The following is a 16291-nucleotide window of genomic DNA, read 5'->3' on the forward strand; positions in this document are numbered from 1 at the left end:
TGAGACTATCCGTGGATCTCTGGCGGGCGGCGGGGCTGATTGCGCCGTTCGCCTGCCTGCCGGCACACGCGCTGCCCACGGCAAACTTTCAGGTCGCTGCGTCCATCGTGGCGGGTTGCGTGGTGTCGGGCAGCAACACAGGCGTGTTTGGTACGCTTAATTTTGGCACGCAGTCCGGCGTGGCCACGGGAAACCTCAGCGCAAGCTATCTGCAGAGCACGACGCTGAATCTGGCCTGCACGCCAGGCACCGCCGTCAGCATGAGTATTAACGGCGGCGCTAACTACACCTCTCTCCGCAATCTCAAACATACCAGCAGCAGCAATACCATTGCCTACCGGCTCTTCAGCAATGCTGCGCTGACTGTGCCTATACCCATCAACAGCGCTATAGCGCTGAACTATAGCAATGCGAATACGATTACGCTGCCTGTTTATGGTCAGCTGACGCTGCCTGGCGCAGCGCGAGCCGGAACCTATACCGACACGCTGACCGTCACCCTGAGCTGGTGACGCTGAAAAAAAAGGATGAACCATGAGAAACCTGTGCGCGCTGCTTTTGTTATTAATCGTTCCCTCAGTGCGGGCTGCTAACTCGCTGATGATCTGGCCCATTGACCCTGCCATAGCTTCTGAAGATAGAGCCAGCGAGCTCTGGCTGGAGAACCGCGGCAGTAGCAGCACCATTATGCAGGTACGCATCTTTGCCTGGCAGCAGCGCGAGGGGCAGGAGCAGTATCAGACGCAGCAGCAGGTCGCCGCCAGTCCGCCTATGGTGCGGCTGGAGCCGGGGCAAAAACAGCTGGTGCGCCTGATCAAACAGACGCCGCCACCTGCCGGTGAGGAGAGCGCCTATCGCGTGGTACTCGATGAGATCCCGTCACCGCGTAAGCCTGGTGACAATCAGGCCGGGCTTAACTTTCAGATGCGCTATTCCGTTCCGCTGTTTGTCTACGGCAGCGGCCTGACGCGCGACAGCGCGAAAGCGGTACTGAGCTGGCGCGAAGTCAGCAGCGGCGGCAGGCGCTGGCTGGAGCTGACCAACAGCGGCAGCGGCCATGCGCGCCTGAGCAATGTCCGCGCCGGCGGAACCGCCCTGGGCAACGGCCTGTTCGGCTATGTGCTGGCACACAGCAGCCAGCGCTGGCCGGTCAGCCAGCCTCTGCGCGGAGAGCTGGCAGCCGATGTCAATAACCGCGCCTGGCGCAGCACTGCCGCACGCTAATGACGCCTGCGCCCTCGCGTTATCTGCTGCTGGGCAGCGTACTGATGATCCTGCCTGCGTCCGGGCGTGCGGAGAGCTGGTCTGGTCTGCCGCCTCCGCCCGCGCTGGAGAGCAGCGCACAGGGACAGCAGCTGATGCTGGAGTTAATTATTAATCAGCGCGCGCGCGGCGATATCGTTGCCGTTGAACATCAGCAGGATCATTTCTGGCTGCGCCGCAGCGATCTGCTGCAGGCGGGGATAGCGGCGGAAAAGCTGCCGGATGAGCGGGTTGATCTCCGGCAGCTACCCGGCGCGGATGTTACCTATGATGAGACCCGGCAGCGGCTGCTGCTGACGGTGCCGCCAGCCTGGCTGCCGGCGCAGCGGCTCGGGCAGGCTGAGCAACGTCCCCGCTTTCCGGCGCGCGCCAGCAACGGCGCGCTGCTGAATTACGACGTTTATCTGACCCACACCGATCGGGCCGGCTCACGCCTCTCCTCGTGGAATGAGTTACGGCTGTTCGGCCCGGCAGGACAGTTCTCCTCTAACGGCGTCTATACGCAGCAGCTGAATGGATCGTTCAGCGGTCAGCAGGAGGGGTATCTGCGTTATGACACCTGGTTCAGCAATGAGAATGAAGATGCCGTGCTCAGCTGGCGGGTGGGCGACCTTATCACTGACGCCCTGAGCTGGAGCAACAGCGTGCGGCTGGGCGGGGTTCAGATAGCGCGTGATTTCAGCGTACGTCCCGATTTAGTAACCTGGCCGCTGCCCACCTTTAGCGGCCAGGCGGCGGTGCCCTCCTCGGTCGATCTGTTTATCAACGGCTATCGCAGTGCGCAAACGGCGGTGCAGCCCGGACCGTGGTCGCTGACCAACATCCCCTTTGTCAATGGTGCCGGGGATGCGGTGATCACCACCACCGATGCGCTGGGGCGTCAGGTCACCACCACGCTGCCCTTTTACGTGTCGGCCAGCCTGTTAAAAAGCGGCCTGGCTGATTACGCCTTCTCTGCCGGCGCTGTCCGGCAAAATTACGGTGTGAAGAGTGCCGACTACGGCGCCGCCGCTGCCAGTGGCTCCTATCGCTACGGTATCAGCGACTGGCTGACGCTGGAGTCGCACGCCGAGGGCAGTAATGAGGTTGTCATGGGCGGTGCGGGCGGCCTGCTGAAAGCGGGAAGTCTGGGCGTCATCAACGCGGCGGTGGCGCAGAGCGACGCGCAGGGTCAGAGCGGCATGCAGTACAGCTGGGGATATCAGTACAACAACAGCTGGTTCAGCCTTGGCACCCAGCACATTCTGCGCGATACCATGTTCAGTAATCTGGCGCTGATCGGCAGCCGCAGTGAAAGCGCCGACAGCCGCTATTCACTCGCGCGTCGTAGCGCACAATATACGGCCAGCCTGTCGCTCAGCGACTACGGCAGCCTGGGGCTCGCTTATCTCGATATCAGCGGCGGCTACGGTGAGCGCACGCGTCTGTGGAACCTGACCTGGAGCAAAAACCTGTGGGGCAACAGCAGCCTCTATATTTCAGCCAGCCGCGATCGCGATCTCGGCAGCTGGGACGGGGCGATTTCCCTGGTGATCCCGTTTGGCGAACAGAGCAGTGCGTCTGTCAGCGTGGAGCGCGATCGCCAGGGGCGCAGTAACCAGCGGCTGTATGCCTCGCGGGCAATGCCTACCGAGGGTGGCATTGCCTGGGACGCCTCCTGGGCACGTCAGGGGGGCGACAGCGGCGATTATCGTCAGGGCAGCCTGCGCTATCGCAACAACCGGATCGATACATCAGCCGGATTCTGGGGCGACGATGACAATACAACCCAATGGGCAGATCTCTCCGGCGCGCTGGTGCTGATGGATAACCGCCTCTTTGCTGCTAACGATATCAACGACGCCTTTGTGCTGGTGAAGACCCGCTATCCCGGCGTTACGGTGCGCTATGAGAACCAGGCGATGGGGAAAACTGACGGCCAGGGCTATCTGCTGGTGCCGGCGGTCAGCAGCTACTACGGCGCAAAATATGATATCGATACGCTGGATCTGCCTGCCAGTGTCGCCGCGTCCCGGGTGGAGCAGCGCATTGCCGTGAAGCGTAAAAGCGGTTTTCTGCTCGACTTCCCGATTGAGCCGCTGCGCGCTGCCAGCGTTATTTTGCAGGACACGCGCGGTCAGCCGCTGCCGCTTGCCAGTCAGGTGCTGCGCGCTGGTAAAGAGAACAGTTATGTGGGCTGGGACGGCATCGTCTGGCTGGAGAATTTGCAGGCGCGTAATACGCTGCAGGTTATCACGCCCGATGGCCGCCAGTGCGAAACCACGTTTAGCGTCGCGCGCGGCGAACCAGAAGCGCTGAAAACCTATGGCCCGCTGGTCTGCGCGCTACCTCTCCCGCAGCCCGGCGCCGGTGCGCTGGCGCAGACACCCTCAGCAGGAGTACAACATGATTAAGTTACTATTGATGCTGGCACTGCTGCTGCCTGGCGCCAGCTATGCGCTCTGCCCGCTCTCCGCTTCGCCGGCCAGCTTTGGCAGCCAGACCACCTTTTCTGTGCAATCCCAGGTTATCCCCACCTCCGCCAATACAAATGTCAACTGCGGCTCCGCCACGCTTAATCTGCTGGGCAACGACTATATTGCCTATGCGTTTACCGCTGCCAGCTACCTGAACGGGACCCGCGCCACGCTGAAAGCGAGCGCCGGTGGCAACGACAACGTCCCGATTCAGCTCTGTATCGATAGCGCCTGCGCCACCGAGCTGCGTCAGGGCAACAGCTACCGCTGGAACGCCTCGGCGCTGCTGGCGCTGGGCAACAGCCTCAACTTTACTATCCCGCTCTATTTCCGCACCGTGCCAGGCCAGGTGATTGCGGCAGGCACATACACCACCACCCTGACGCTGACGGTCAGCTACAGCGTCTGTACCAGCGCTGGCGTGGCCGGTATCTGTCTGGGAACCGTGCAAACCAGCAGCGGCACCGCCCTGCCGCTGACCGTGACGCTGGTGGTCACCAACGACTGCACCACCATTACCGCCCCGAACCTCAACTTTGGCAGCGCCCCGCTGGCGGGCAGCTTCTCTGCCGTCCAGCAGACCATCAGCGTGGTCTGTTCTAAAGGGAGCACCTATAGCGTCGGGCTGAGCAACGGCAATAATTTCAGCGGCACCGCGCGGCAGATGGCAAACGGCGCCAGCCGGCTGGCCTATGACATTTATAAAGACGCGGCCACCACCTCGCGCTGGGGCCCCTCCGGCAGCGATCGCTGGAGCAGCGCAACGTCAACCTCGCTGAATCCCGATACGGTAACGCGCAACTTTACCTACACGGCCCGGATACTGACGACGCAGGCGACGCCTGCAGCCGGAAACTACACGGATAACGTGGTGGTGGACGTGGCGTTTTAGCAGGGATAAGAGCCGGCCGCAGAGCGCGGCCGGAAAAGCATCAGAGTGAGGCGCTGGCGGGCGTTACCGCATGGCGCTGCTGATACTGTCTCACCATCCGGCCAATCAGCAGCGTGCCTGCCAGTCCGCAGACGGCAGCAAATGAGAGCCAGACGCCGGGCATCGCTTTATCGCCAGTGGCATGAATAAGGTAGCTGGAGATAGCTGGCGTAAAGCCGCCAAACAGTGCGGTCGCCAGGCTGTAGGCCAGGGAAAAGCCGGATGCGCGCACCTCTGCCGGCATAATCTCCGCCAGGTAAACTACCATGGCACCGTTATAGCTGGCATAGAGAAAAGAGAGCCACAGCTCCGCTTCGACCAGATGCGCAAAGCTCGCGGAGCCGGTGAGCCAGTGCAGCACCGGCCACGCCGTCAGGATCATCAGCACGGTAAAGATAATCAGCAGCGGCCGCCGCCCGACCCGATCGGAAAGTGACCCCATAACCGGCAGCCAGAACAGGTTGGATATCCCGACAAACAGCGTTACCAGAAAGCTCTGTTTATCGCTCATCATCAGCACCGTTTTGCCAAAAGTCGGCGTGAAAGCGGTGATCATGTAGAACATAACGGTGGTGGTGACCACCATCAGCATGCCCGCCAGCACCAGCGCCCAGTTCTGTCCGACTGACCGCACAATCTGGCGCATGGAGGGATGCGTTTTACGCTGGCTGAACGCCTCCGTCTCTTCCAGCATGCGGCGGATCCAGAACAGGAACGGCACAATCATACAGCCCACCACAAACGGAATACGCCAGCCCCATTCGGTAACGGCCTCTTTCGCCAGCAAATGATTCAGCCCCAGTCCCAGCAGCGCGGCGAAAATTACCGCCACCTGCTGACTGCCCGACTGCCAGCTGACCCAGAATCCTTTACGCCCTTCGGGCGCAGCTTCTGCGAGATAGACCGAGACGCCGCCGAGTTCTACCCCTGCGGAGAAACCCTGCAGCAGGCGTCCGAGCAGAATCAAAATCGGTGCCGCGGCGCCAAGCGTGGCGTACCCCGGCACCAGCGCAATGGTCAGCGTACCCATCGCCATCAGCCCCAGCGTCAGCAGCAGGCCTTTGCGCCGGCCGTGATGGTCGATATAGGCACCCAGCACAATGGCACCCAGCGGACGCATAAGAAATCCGGCCCCAAAGGTCATCAGCGTCAGCATCAGCGAAGCAAAGGGATCGTCGCCGGGAAAAAAGGTTTTCGCGATGGCGGTGGCGTAGTAGCCAAAGACCATAAAATCATACATCTCGAGGAAGTTACCGCTGGTAACGCTAAAGATGGTTTTCGCCCCGCTGCGCGCAGGTTTTTGCAGAGATAGCTGGCTGCTCATACTGTCCTTCTTGGTTTTTTACCCGTTGTAGCCTGCTCAGCCGGGAATGAATGTGATCTGAATCACCATTGTGCTTTACAAAGACTGACAAAAGGTAACAGGAAATTAACAATGTGGCGCGGTTCTGACCGCCGCTCTGCAGAAAGCAGGGATAAAAAAAGCCGCTGTTATCAGCGGCTTTCTCTCCGGCAAAATAGTCCGGCTATTTGCCGGCCGTTTCCATTCCCATCAGGCCAATCTTCAGATAGCCCGCCGCGCGCAGCTGGTCCATCACCGCCATCAGCGTGGCATAGTCCACTGATTGATCGGCCTGGAAGAAGATAGTGGTCTGCTTATCTCCCGCGGTCTGCGCAGTCAGCGCGTTTACCAGCGTCTCTTTCGTCACCGCATCATTGCCGATATAGATCTGCTTATCCGCTTTGATTGAGAGATAGACCGGCTTCTCCGGACGCGGCTGCGGTGCGCTGGTGGACGCTGGCAGATTAACGCGCACATCCACTGTTGCCAGCGGTGCCGCCACCATAAAGATAATCAGCAGCACCAGCATAACGTCGATAAACGGCGTGACGTTAATCTCATGCATTTCGCTGTCGCCAGCGGCCTCATCGTTTAAACGCATCGCCATAATGATTATCCTGCGCGCAGCTTATGCGTAGCAGCCGGACGGCTGGTTTCCGCCGCGACGTGCGCCGTGCCGAGATCCAGATCGCGGCTTTGCAGCAGCAGCACCTGGGCCGCAACGTCACCCAGCGACGCTTTATAATTGGCAATCATGCGTGCAAAGACGTTGTATATAACCACGGCAGGAATAGCGGCAACCAAACCAACCGCTGTTGCCAGCAGCGCTTCGGCAATGCCTGGCGCGACCACAGCAAGATTGGTGGTCTGCGTTTTAGCGATGCCGATAAAGCTATTCATAATGCCCCATACGGTACCGAACAGGCCGATAAAAGGCGCCACGGAACCGATGGTTGCCAGAAAACCATTGCCGCGTCCGGCATGACGGCTGAACGCCCCTGCGCGACGCTCAAGGCGAAAACTGGTGCGATCCTTGATGCCCGCCAGATCGTCTGTGCCCGCTGACAGCGTCAGCTCCTCGCGCGCATCGGCCAGCAGTACAGCACTGTGGCTGCCGGCTTTGAAGCTCTCTGCCGCACGGTAAGCGTCAGCCAGTGAGCGTGCTGCGCCCAGCGCCTGCTGCTCTTTTTTCAGGCGACGTTTCGCGGCGCTCAGTTCAGCATATTTGCCAAAAAAGATAGCCCAGGTCACGACGGATGCCAGCAACAGGCCAATCATGACAATTTTAACCACGATGTCGGCATGCTGGTACATCCCCCAGACGGAGAGGTCTGTCTGCATTAAATCACTGGCTACCACGCTGCATCTCCAGATTCTGTTGTAGAGTTCACGACTGAAGAGACGATCATAGCAAAAAAAAGGATCTAAGTGATAGTCGTTCTCATTACTATTTACAAAGCAGTGACGGCGGCGGCAGTGCCTTTGCCGCCGGGCTGGCGCCACTCTGATAATCGGTAAACAGGCTCAACCCCTCCCCTGATTCGTGGTAACGTGAATGCTTTGTAAGATGGGTCAGGACAGGCAGTGATGGCTACGAAAAAACTGGATACCGCGCTGGTGAGCGCAGGACGTAATAAACGTTATACGCAGGGCGCGGTGAACAGCGTAATACAGCGCGCCTCATCCCTGGTTTTTGATACCGTCGCGGATAAACAACGCGCCACCGCCGGGCGGGCTGAAGGCGAACTCTTTTATGGCCGCCGCGGCACCCTTACGCACTTTTCGCTGCAGGATGCGATGACTGAACTGGAAGGTGGCGCAGGCTGTGCGCTCTATCCCTGCGGCGCAGCCGCCGTTGCCAACGCCATCCTGGCGTTTGTTGAAGCGGGCGATCACGTGCTGATGAGCGGAGCGGTCTACGAACCGACGCAGGATTTCTGCAGCAAAATCCTCACCAAAATGCAGGTCACCACCACCTGGTTTAATCACTGCATTGGCAGTGAGATCGGTGAACTGGTGCAGCCCAATACCCGCGTGGTTTTTCTTGAGTCGCCGGCGTCGGTGACGATGGAAGTGCAGGATATTCCGGCCATTGTTGCCGCCGTACGTGCCAAAGCGCCCGAGGCGATTATCATGCTGGATAACACCTGGGCGGCGGGCGTGCTGTTTAACGCGCTGTCGTTCGGGATTGATATCTCTATCCAGGCCGGCACCAAATATATCATTGGTCACAGTGACGCCATGATCGGCACCGCGGTGGCCAACGCCCGCTGCTGGCCGCAGCTGCGCGAAAACTCCTACCTGATGGGGCAGATGATCGATGCGGATACGGCCTATATGGCGAGCCGCGGTCTGCGCACCTTAGGCACCCGCCTGCGCCAGCACGAAGAGAGCGCGCTGCAGGTGGCGGAGTGGCTGACTGGCCGGCCTGAAGTGGCACGGGTCAATCATCCGGCGCTGGCGCAGAGCCCGGGGCACCGTTTCTGGCAGCGCGACTTCAGCGGCAGCAGCGGCCTGTTTTCATTTGTGCTGCATGAGCGGCTGGATGCGCAGCGGCTGGCAAATTATCTCGATCGCTTCCATCATTTCAGCATGGCCTATTCGTGGGGCGGTTATGAGTCGCTGATCCTGGCCAGCCAGCCAGAAGAGCTGGCGGCGATTCGCCCGGCAGGCGGCGTCGACTTTACGGGCACGCTGATACGTCTGCATATCGGTCTGGAGCACGTCAGCGACCTGCTGGCCGATCTGCAGGCGGGTTTTGACCGCTTAACGAATTAAACCAACCTTCAACCATCCGTGGCTCGCCATATCAGATCAACGCGCAGGCGGCCGCGGAGGGCTACTATAGAAGCCTTGTAACTCGACGGGATAGCAGATGGGTGTTTTACATGAGATTGTCCAGGCGCTCTGGCATCAGGATTTTGCTGCGCTGGCCAATCCGGATGTCGTATGGATTGTCTACGGCGTGATGTTTCTGACGCTGTTTCTGGAAAATGGCTTGCTGCCGGCGTCGTTTCTGCCAGGTGACAGTCTGCTGCTGCTGGCGGGTGCCATGATTGCTAAAGGCGTAATGGACTTTGTGCCGACCATGGTGATCCTGACCACCGCCGCCAGCCTCGGCTGCTGGCTGAGCTATCTGCAGGGGCGCTGGCTGGGCAATACCCGGCTGGTCAAAAGCTGGCTGATGCATCTGCCCGCACAGTACCATCAGCGCGCCTGGCATCTGTTTAACCGCCACGGCCTGATGGCGCTGCTGGTGGGCCGTTTCCTGGCATTTGTGCGCACGCTGCTGCCTACCATGGCGGGTATTTCCGGGCTGCGTAACAGCCGTTTTCAGCTGTTTAACTGGCTGAGCGGCGTGCTGTGGGTCGGTATTGTCGTTACGATGGGCTATGGCATCAGCCAGGTGCCGTTTATTAAGCGGCATGAAGATCAGGTTATGGCTATTCTGATGATCCTGCCGCTGGTGCTGCTGTTTACCGGGCTGGCCGGCAGCATTGTAGTAATCTGGAAAAAACGCCGCCAGAAAACCTCGTAATTATCACGCCGCGTCAAACGGCAGCGACTGCACCGTTTGACGCGCGCGGCTGACCTCTTCACCCGGCGTTGTGCCAAACAGCCGTTTGAACTCCCGGGAAAACTGTGACGGACTCTCATACCCTACCCGCAGCGCGGCTGCACTCGCCTTTACGCCATCCTGCAGCATCATCAGCCGCGCCTGATGCAGGCGATAGCGTTTAAGGTACTGCAGCGGCGACGTCTGCGTTACCGCCTTAAAATTGTGGTGAAAAGCGGATACGCTCATGTTGACTTCGGCCGCCAGCGTCTCAACGCTCAGGCTGCCGGCGAAGTGCGTTTCAATCCGCCGCAGCGCGCGCGCAATCTGACTGAACTGCGTCTGCCGGTTAACCAGCGACAGCAGCGCACCGCCAATCGGACCGGTCAGTACATAATAAAGGATTTCCCGTACCAGCTGCGGGCCGAGCACCCGTGCATCGCGCGGATGGCTCATCACATCCAGCAGCCGCTCTGCGGCGCACAGCATCTCTTCGCTCAGCCAGGCTGAATGAATACCCGAGGTCTGCGCCGCGGGCTGAAACTGCTCATCATCACCGATATCCAGCAGCAGATCCTGCAGTGAAGCGGTATCCACGCTCAGACACATGCCCGCCAGCGGCGCATCGGGCGTGGCTTCCGTTTCGCACTCAACCGGCAGCGGCACCGTCAGCATCAGATATTTACTGGCATCATAGTGAAAGACCGTGCTGCCGAGATAGCCGGTTTTGCGTCCCTGAAACAGGATCACAATGCCGGGCTGATACATCATCGGTGTACGCGGCAGCGTTTCGCTGGCGTAAATGAGCCGGACATTTTTCACTGCACAGTGCGGTTTTTGCGGGTCGCACATTAGCGCGACCACCCGGCGGGCAAGCTGGCGACACAGGGCGTCATGGGACATGGCGGCTTTCCGGATAAAAAATTCAGTGTGCCGTAACGCTGCACAAAGCTCTACTCCCCTGGAGAATCAGGCAAGATTTTTGCAGAAAAGGGTCAGAGTCCGCTCTGGCAGAGCGATCCGCACTGCACGTTTGTTGTCTAGACTTAAGCACACAGTTTTCCATTCAGCGATCGCAATGAAAAAGGAGCCCCAATGGCAGATCAACCTATTATCAAACTGCGCGACGGCAATATGATGCCGCAGCTTGGCCTCGGTGTCTGGCAGGCAAGTCAGGAAGAGGCGCATACCGCCGTACTGAAAGCGCTGGAAGTGGGCTATCGCTCAATCGATACCGCTGCCGCCTATAAAAATGAAGAGGCGATTGGCCGGGCGCTGAAGGATACGCCGGTCGCGCGCAACGATATCTTCGTCACCACCAAGCTGTGGAATGATGACCAGCAGAATGTGCAGCAGGCGATGGAGACCAGCCTGGAGAAGTTGCAGCTCGACAGCGTTGATCTCTACCTGATGCACTGGCCCTGCCCGGAAAAAGATCACTACGTTGCGGCATGGGAGAAGATGATTGAGCTGCAGCAGCAGGGTCTGACCAAAAGCATCGGCGTCTGCAACTTTCATGAGGCGCACCTGAAACGCCTGATTGATGAAACCGGTGTAACGCCCGTCGTGAATCAGATTGAGCTGCATCCGATGCTGCAGCAGCGTACGCTGCACGCCTGGAACGCACTGCATCAGATCCAGACTGAATCCTGGAGCCCGCTGGCGCAGGGCGGCGAAGGGGTGTTCGATCAGGCGATTATCCGCACGCTGGCGAAAAAGTATGGTAAGAGCGCGGCGCAGATTGTGATCCGCTGGCATCTGGACAGCGGCCTGGTGGTGATCCCGAAATCAGTGACGCCGGCACGCATTGAGGAGAACTTTAACGTCTTCGATTTCCGGCTGGAGAAAAGTGAGATCAGCGAAATCACCAAACTGGATAAGGGCCAGCGTCTGGGTCCCGATCCGGAGACGTTTAACGGCTAGAGCAGCACGACAATTGCGGCCGCCCTCACGGCGGCCTTTTTCTTCTTCAGGAGAGCGGATTGACGACCATCTGCCCTGCCGTACCGCGATCGGCCAGTTCCAGCGTCTGGCTGTAATAGACAAACGGGAAGTGATCGCTGGCGCTTTGCGGAAAACTCACCAGCAGTTCCACACTGCCATCAACCCAGACGGTATCCTTCCAGCCGCGATCTTCGCCCATCGACTGCGCGCCGTTGACGCTTTTGATAAGGAACATGACGCCCTGAATATGCAGCGACTGCGGGCGATCGGCGTGAATAATCCAGCGCTCAAACGTTCCCTGCTGCGTGGTGGTATCGATGCGGTTCATATCCCACAGCGCGCCGTTAATGCCCGGTACGCTGTCGCCAATACGAAACTCGCGCGTCCGCACCGCGACGCCGTCAAGGATCTGATCGGCCAGCAGCCGCATCGGCAGGTTATCGGTGACCAGCGGCAGCAGCCCGGTGGGGCGCAGCGTTAGCACCAGCGTGTTGGTCAGAATGGATGAGGGTTCAAACAGGCCGCGCAGGCGATCCATAATCCCTGCCGCCGTGCCCGCCGTGATTGAGACTTCATCACCCTGCGACATATCCACCAGCACCTCGCGCCGTTCGCCAGGCGCCAGAGAGAGCGTCTGTACCGCAACCGGCGAGGGCAGAAAGCCCTGATCGCTGGCAATGACGGTAAAAGGACGACCGTCTGAAAAACGCAGGTCAAAGCGGCGCGCATTGGCGGCGTTCAGCAGGCGCAGGCGCACCCAGCCGCGGGAAACATCCACATAGGGATTCTGCACGCCGTTAACCAGCAGCGTATCACCAAGAAACCCGCCCTCTGACGGCGGGTTATAGACCGGGGTGGCGAAGTTATCGAGGCGCTTATCCTGAATCACCAGCGGAAAATCATCCACGCCGTAGTGCTTAGGCAGCGGCAGAGATTTGCTCACGTCATCTTCAATCAGCCACATTCCCGCCAGGCCGTTATAGACGTGTGGTGCCATATGATTCGGTGTGCTGGCGTGATACCACAGTGTCGCCGCCCCCTGCCGGATAGGCAGCACCGGCGACCAGTCAGCGCCCGCTGACATCATGCGCGGCGCCCCGCCCATCAGCGCGCCCGGCACCTGCAGGCCGCTGACCGTCATCGCCACCGGCTCATTAAGCCGGTTGCTGTAGATAAGCTTGACGTCATCACCGCTGTAGACCCGCACCGTCGGCCCCAGATAGAGACCGTTGATGCCCCAGACCGGAACTTTGCTGCCGCTGCCCGTAAATGACCAGTGGCTGCGCTGCAGCGTCAGAAACAGCGGCTGTCCGCGGCGGGATTCAATCAGCGGCGGGACCGGCAGTGGGACATCGCCAGCCGGAGCAGCGGCGCGGGCTGAAAAAGGCAATGCCGAAGAGGCCAGCGCAACGCCGGCAGAAAGCTGAATAAAGTGACGTCTGCTGCAAGACATAAAACTTCAGACCTTTTGAGCGGGGCGTAAAACGCCGTGTCCATGTTGTTGTTGTTAATTTTGCTGTGATGCACGGGGGCGGCATCCACCCCCCGGATGAGGCTCAGATTTTACCGTTTTTTTCGCGTTCAGCGACTTCTGCGTTTAACTCTTCCAGCTTAGCAGACATTATTTCACGGCAGTGGGTCGCCAGCTTACGCACAGAAGTGGTCTCAAACTGTGCGGTATCGACCGGTGGCAGCATCTCTACAATCACCAGGCCATTCTTCCAGCGATTCATATTAATTTTGCCATGCGTATTGGAGACGACGATCGGGATAATGGGTACGCCAGCGGCGACGGCAGCGTGAAACGCGCCGGTCTTAAACGGCAGCAGACCGCGTCCGCGGCTGCGCGTGCCTTCCGGGAACATCCAGAACGAGATACGCTTCTTTTTAAATTGCCCGACGATCTCTCCGATAGTGCCGTGCGCTTTTGCACGGTTGTCGCGATCGATCAGCAGGTTGCCTGTCAGCCAGTAGAGCTGCCCGAAAAACGGGATCCACAGCAGGCTCTTTTTGCCCACGGTAACGGTGGTCGGCTGTACGATTTTCGCCGCCGTGATCATGTCATAGTTGTTCTGATGGTTTGCAATATAGATAGCATTACCGTAATTCGCCGCCTCCGGCGGCTTACGCAGTTCAACTTTGACGCCCAGCACCCCGGAGAGCTTGCCAAAAAGATGGCCAAACGTCGCGACATGGCGCGGGTTGCGCGGTGAAAACAGGCACCAGATGCTGCCGAAGACACAGACCAGTACGGAATAGATGATAATAATTATCGCGCGTAAAATCAGTAACATAGCGTCCTCAAAAAAGTACTCCTTCGCAGATAACCCGATTACTCTGCACTTGCGTCACGCTTAGGGCGTGCCGGCGCGTTGACTTCAACGCTGTCAATACGCTGCAGGCCGCGTGATACGCTGCCGCGACGGCCGCGATCGGCACGCACTTTCTGCAGTTCTTCATCGCGCAGGATCAGCTTACGTTTACCCACATAAAGGGTAAGGGTGCTGCCCGGCGTCAGAATCAGTAGCCACTGCAGCCGGTCGGCACCGGAGGCAGCATCTGCGGCAGGAATTGAGATAATTTTGTTGCCTTTACCTTTAGACATTTGCGGCAGGTCAGCCACCGGGAACATCAGCATTCTGCCCGCCTGGGTGATTGCCAGCAGCATGTCATCGCCGGAATTGACCGCCAGCGGCGTCATGACACGCGCATTCTCCGGCAGCGTCAGGAGCGCTTTACCGGCGCGGTTGCGCGATACCAGATCGGCAAAGGTACAGATAAAGCCATAGCCGGCATCAGAGGCCATCAGCAGCTTCTGATCGTCCGCTTCCATCAGCACCTGCTCCATCACTGCGCCCGGCGGAAGCGTCAGCTTGCCGGTCAGCGGTTCCCCCTGCCCGCGCGCCGACGGCAGCGAGGTGGGATCGAGCGTATAGCTGCGTCCGGTGGAGTCGATAAACGCCACCGGCTGATTGCTCTTGCCGCGCGCCGCCGCCCGATAGCTGTCTCCCGCTTTATAGCTCAGACCGGCAGGGTCAATATCGTGCCCTTTGGCGCTGCGCACCCAGCCCATCTGCGACAGCACAATGGTTACCGGCTCAGCGCTCACCAGCTCATTTTCACTCAGCGCTTTCGCCTCTTCGCGCTCGTGCAGCGGCGAGCGGCGCTCGTCGCCGTATGCCTGGCTGTCAGCCAGCAGCTCTTTCTTCAGCAGGCTGTTCATTTTCCGCTCAGACGCCAGCGTGGCCTGCAGCTGATCGCGCTCTTTCTCCAGTTCGGCCTGTTCGCCGCGGATCTTCATCTCTTCGAGTTTCGCAAGATGGCGCAGCTTCAGCTCCAGAATCGCTTCCGCCTGCGTTTCACTGATTGCAAAGCGCGACATCAGGACCGCTTTGGGTTCATCTTCACTGCGGATAATGTGGATCACATCATCAATGTTCAGAAACGCGACCAGCAGCCCCTCAAGGATATGCAGGCGGCGCAGCACGCGCTCCAGCCGGTAATTCAGACGGCGCGTGACCGTATCGCGCCGGTAGACCAGCCATTCAGAGAGGATCTCCAGCAGGTTTTTCACTGCCGGACGGTTATCCAGACCAATCATGTTCAGGTTAACGCGGTAGCTCTTCTCCAGATCGGTGGTAGCGAAGAGATGGTGCATGACCTGATCGAGATCGACGCGGTTAGAACGCGGCACAATCACCAGCCGCGTCGGGTTTTCGTGATCGGATTCGTCGCGCAGATCCTCAATCATCGGCAGCTTTTTGTTACGCATCTGGGCGGCGATCTGCTCCAGCACGCGCGCGCCGGAGACCTGATGCGGCAGCGCAGTGATCACTGCCTCACCCTCTTCTTTTTTCCAGACGGCGCGCTGGCGTACCGATCCACGCCCGCTCTGGTAGATCTTGCGGATCTCTTCACGCGGCGTGATGATCTCTGCTTCCGTCGGATAGTCAGGACCCTGCACGATATCCAGCAGCTCATCCAGCGTGGTTTTGGGTTTGTCGATCAACCGCACTGCAGCTTCAGCCACTTCGCGCAGGTTGTGCGGCGGGATATCCGTTGCCATGCCGACGGCGATACCGGTGGTGCCGTTAAGCAGAATGTTGGGGAGCCGCGCCGGCAGCATTTTGGGTTCCTGCAGCGTGCCGTCAAAATTCGGGATGTAATCAACCGTGCCCTGACCCAGTTCGCTGAGCAGCACTTCCGCATATTTAGAGAGGCGCGATTCGGTATAGCGCATCGCGGCAAAGGATTTGGGATCGTCCGGTGCGCCCCAGTTACCCTGACCATCGACCAGCGGATAACGGTAGGAGAACGGCTGCGCCATTAATACCATCGCTTCGTAACAGGCGCTGTCGCCATGCGGATGATACTTGCCCAGCACGTCACCGACGGTGCGCGCTGACTTCTTAAATTTGGCGCTGGCGCTCAGGCCCAGCTCTGACATGGCGTAGACGATACGGCGCTGCACCGGCTTCAGACCGTCACCGATATAGGGCAGCGCGCGATCCATAATCACATACATGGAGTAGTCCAGGTACGCTTTTTCGGTAAACTTGTGCAGGGCAAGACGCTCTGCACCATCCTGCGTCATTTCGCTCATTACGTTTGCATCCTCACTTCGTGGCCCGCACCGGCGGGTCATTTGGCGAGGATAGTACCTTATTCACGCGAGTTAGTCACAGAGAAGCCGTGTCTCTGCGGCAGAAAGGTTTGCGTTAAAAAACAGCAGCGCAGCAGGCGGATCCGGCCGCTTTTTCCCGCTAATAAAGCCGCTGATTTTGCTGCAGAAAACCCGC

14 protein-coding genes are annotated in these 16291 nt (G+C 59.2%); 7 read left to right on the forward strand and 7 right to left on the reverse strand.

What is annotated here, in order from left to right; translation table 11 throughout:
- Positions 1–11: 11 nt before the first annotated feature.
- The 4 genes from F3I15_RS11570 to F3I15_RS11585 are packed head-to-tail and all read left to right on the forward strand — an operon-like array spanning position 12 to position 4611.
- Entirely contained in the window at positions 12–512 is a 501-nt protein-coding gene (locus F3I15_RS11570) for a spore coat U domain-containing protein (RefSeq protein ID WP_370513343.1), read from the forward strand.
- Positions 513–534: 22 nt separating this feature from the next.
- Complete coding sequence (locus tag F3I15_RS11575; RefSeq protein WP_150018010.1) at positions 535–1224, forward strand: molecular chaperone; 690 nt, start codon at positions 535–537, stop codon at positions 1222–1224.
- Positions 1224–3656: a fimbria/pilus outer membrane usher protein gene (locus F3I15_RS11580; protein WP_150018011.1), complete on the forward strand. Its 2433-nt coding sequence runs from the start codon at positions 1224–1226 to the stop codon at positions 3654–3656. Before F3I15_RS11575 ends, F3I15_RS11580 begins: the two co-directional genes overlap by 1 nt.
- Positions 3649–4611: a spore coat U domain-containing protein gene (locus F3I15_RS11585; protein ID WP_150018012.1), complete on the forward strand. Its 963-nt coding sequence runs from the start codon at positions 3649–3651 to the stop codon at positions 4609–4611. Before F3I15_RS11580 ends, F3I15_RS11585 begins: the two co-directional genes overlap by 8 nt.
- Positions 4612–4651: 40 nt before the next feature.
- Here the strand turns inward: F3I15_RS11585 and F3I15_RS11590 are convergent, their stop codons facing one another.
- The 3 genes from F3I15_RS11590 to exbB form a co-directional block, all read right to left on the reverse strand.
- On the reverse strand, positions 4652–5974 hold the full coding sequence (locus F3I15_RS11590) for an MFS transporter (RefSeq protein ID WP_150018013.1): 1323 nt from the start codon (positions 5972–5974) through the stop codon (positions 4652–4654).
- Between the two features lie 202 nt (positions 5975–6176).
- Complete coding sequence (gene exbD / locus F3I15_RS11595) at positions 6177–6599, reverse strand: TonB system transport protein ExbD (protein WP_039380171.1); 423 nt, start codon at positions 6597–6599, stop codon at positions 6177–6179.
- A 5-nt stretch (positions 6600–6604) separates the two neighbouring features.
- A complete protein-coding gene (gene exbB, locus F3I15_RS11600; RefSeq protein WP_190315024.1) occupies positions 6605–7333 on the reverse strand; it encodes a tol-pal system-associated acyl-CoA thioesterase in 729 nt (242 codons plus the stop codon).
- Positions 7334–7579: 246 nt separating this feature from the next.
- Between exbB and metC the strand changes: the two genes are divergently transcribed.
- Together metC and F3I15_RS11610 are read left to right on the forward strand one after the other, a co-directional pair.
- Positions 7580–8770 (forward strand): cystathionine beta-lyase, encoded by a 1191-nt coding sequence (gene metC, locus F3I15_RS11605; protein WP_150018015.1) that lies wholly within the window; start codon positions 7580–7582, stop codon positions 8768–8770.
- 97 nt (positions 8771–8867) lie between these two features.
- Positions 8868–9530 carry a DedA family protein gene (locus F3I15_RS11610; protein WP_150018016.1) on the forward strand — a complete coding sequence of 221 codons (663 nt, stop codon included), beginning with the start codon at positions 8868–8870 and terminating at the stop codon, positions 9528–9530.
- Positions 9531–9533: 3 nt separating this feature from the next.
- Here the strand turns inward: F3I15_RS11610 and F3I15_RS11615 are convergent, their stop codons facing one another.
- Positions 9534–10451, reverse strand: a complete 918-nt coding sequence (locus tag F3I15_RS11615) for an AraC family transcriptional regulator (RefSeq protein WP_150018017.1) — start codon at positions 10449–10451, stop codon at positions 9534–9536.
- A 192-nt stretch (positions 10452–10643) separates the two neighbouring features.
- On the opposite strand from F3I15_RS11615, the gene dkgA reads away from it, so the two are divergent.
- Positions 10644–11471, forward strand: a complete 828-nt coding sequence (dkgA, locus tag F3I15_RS11620) for a 2,5-didehydrogluconate reductase DkgA (protein ID WP_150018018.1) — start codon at positions 10644–10646, stop codon at positions 11469–11471.
- 46 nt (positions 11472–11517) lie between these two features.
- Here dkgA and ftsP read toward each other — a convergent pair whose 3' ends face one another.
- From ftsP to parC, 3 genes are all read right to left on the reverse strand, one after another.
- Positions 11518–12945: a cell division protein FtsP gene (gene ftsP / locus F3I15_RS11625; RefSeq protein WP_150018019.1), complete on the reverse strand. Its 1428-nt coding sequence runs from the start codon at positions 12943–12945 to the stop codon at positions 11518–11520.
- A gap of 103 nt (positions 12946–13048) precedes the next feature.
- Positions 13049–13786, reverse strand: a complete 738-nt coding sequence (locus F3I15_RS11630) for a 1-acylglycerol-3-phosphate O-acyltransferase (protein ID WP_150018020.1) — start codon at positions 13784–13786, stop codon at positions 13049–13051.
- 38 nt (positions 13787–13824) lie between these two features.
- Complete coding sequence (parC, locus tag F3I15_RS11635; protein WP_150018021.1) at positions 13825–16095, reverse strand: DNA topoisomerase IV subunit A; 2271 nt, start codon at positions 16093–16095, stop codon at positions 13825–13827.
- Positions 16096–16291: the final 196 nt, after the last annotated feature.

The sequence above is a fragment of the Pantoea sp. M_9 genome (assembly GCF_008631385.1).
GTDB lineage: Bacteria > Pseudomonadota > Gammaproteobacteria > Enterobacterales > Enterobacteriaceae > Pantoea > Pantoea eucrina.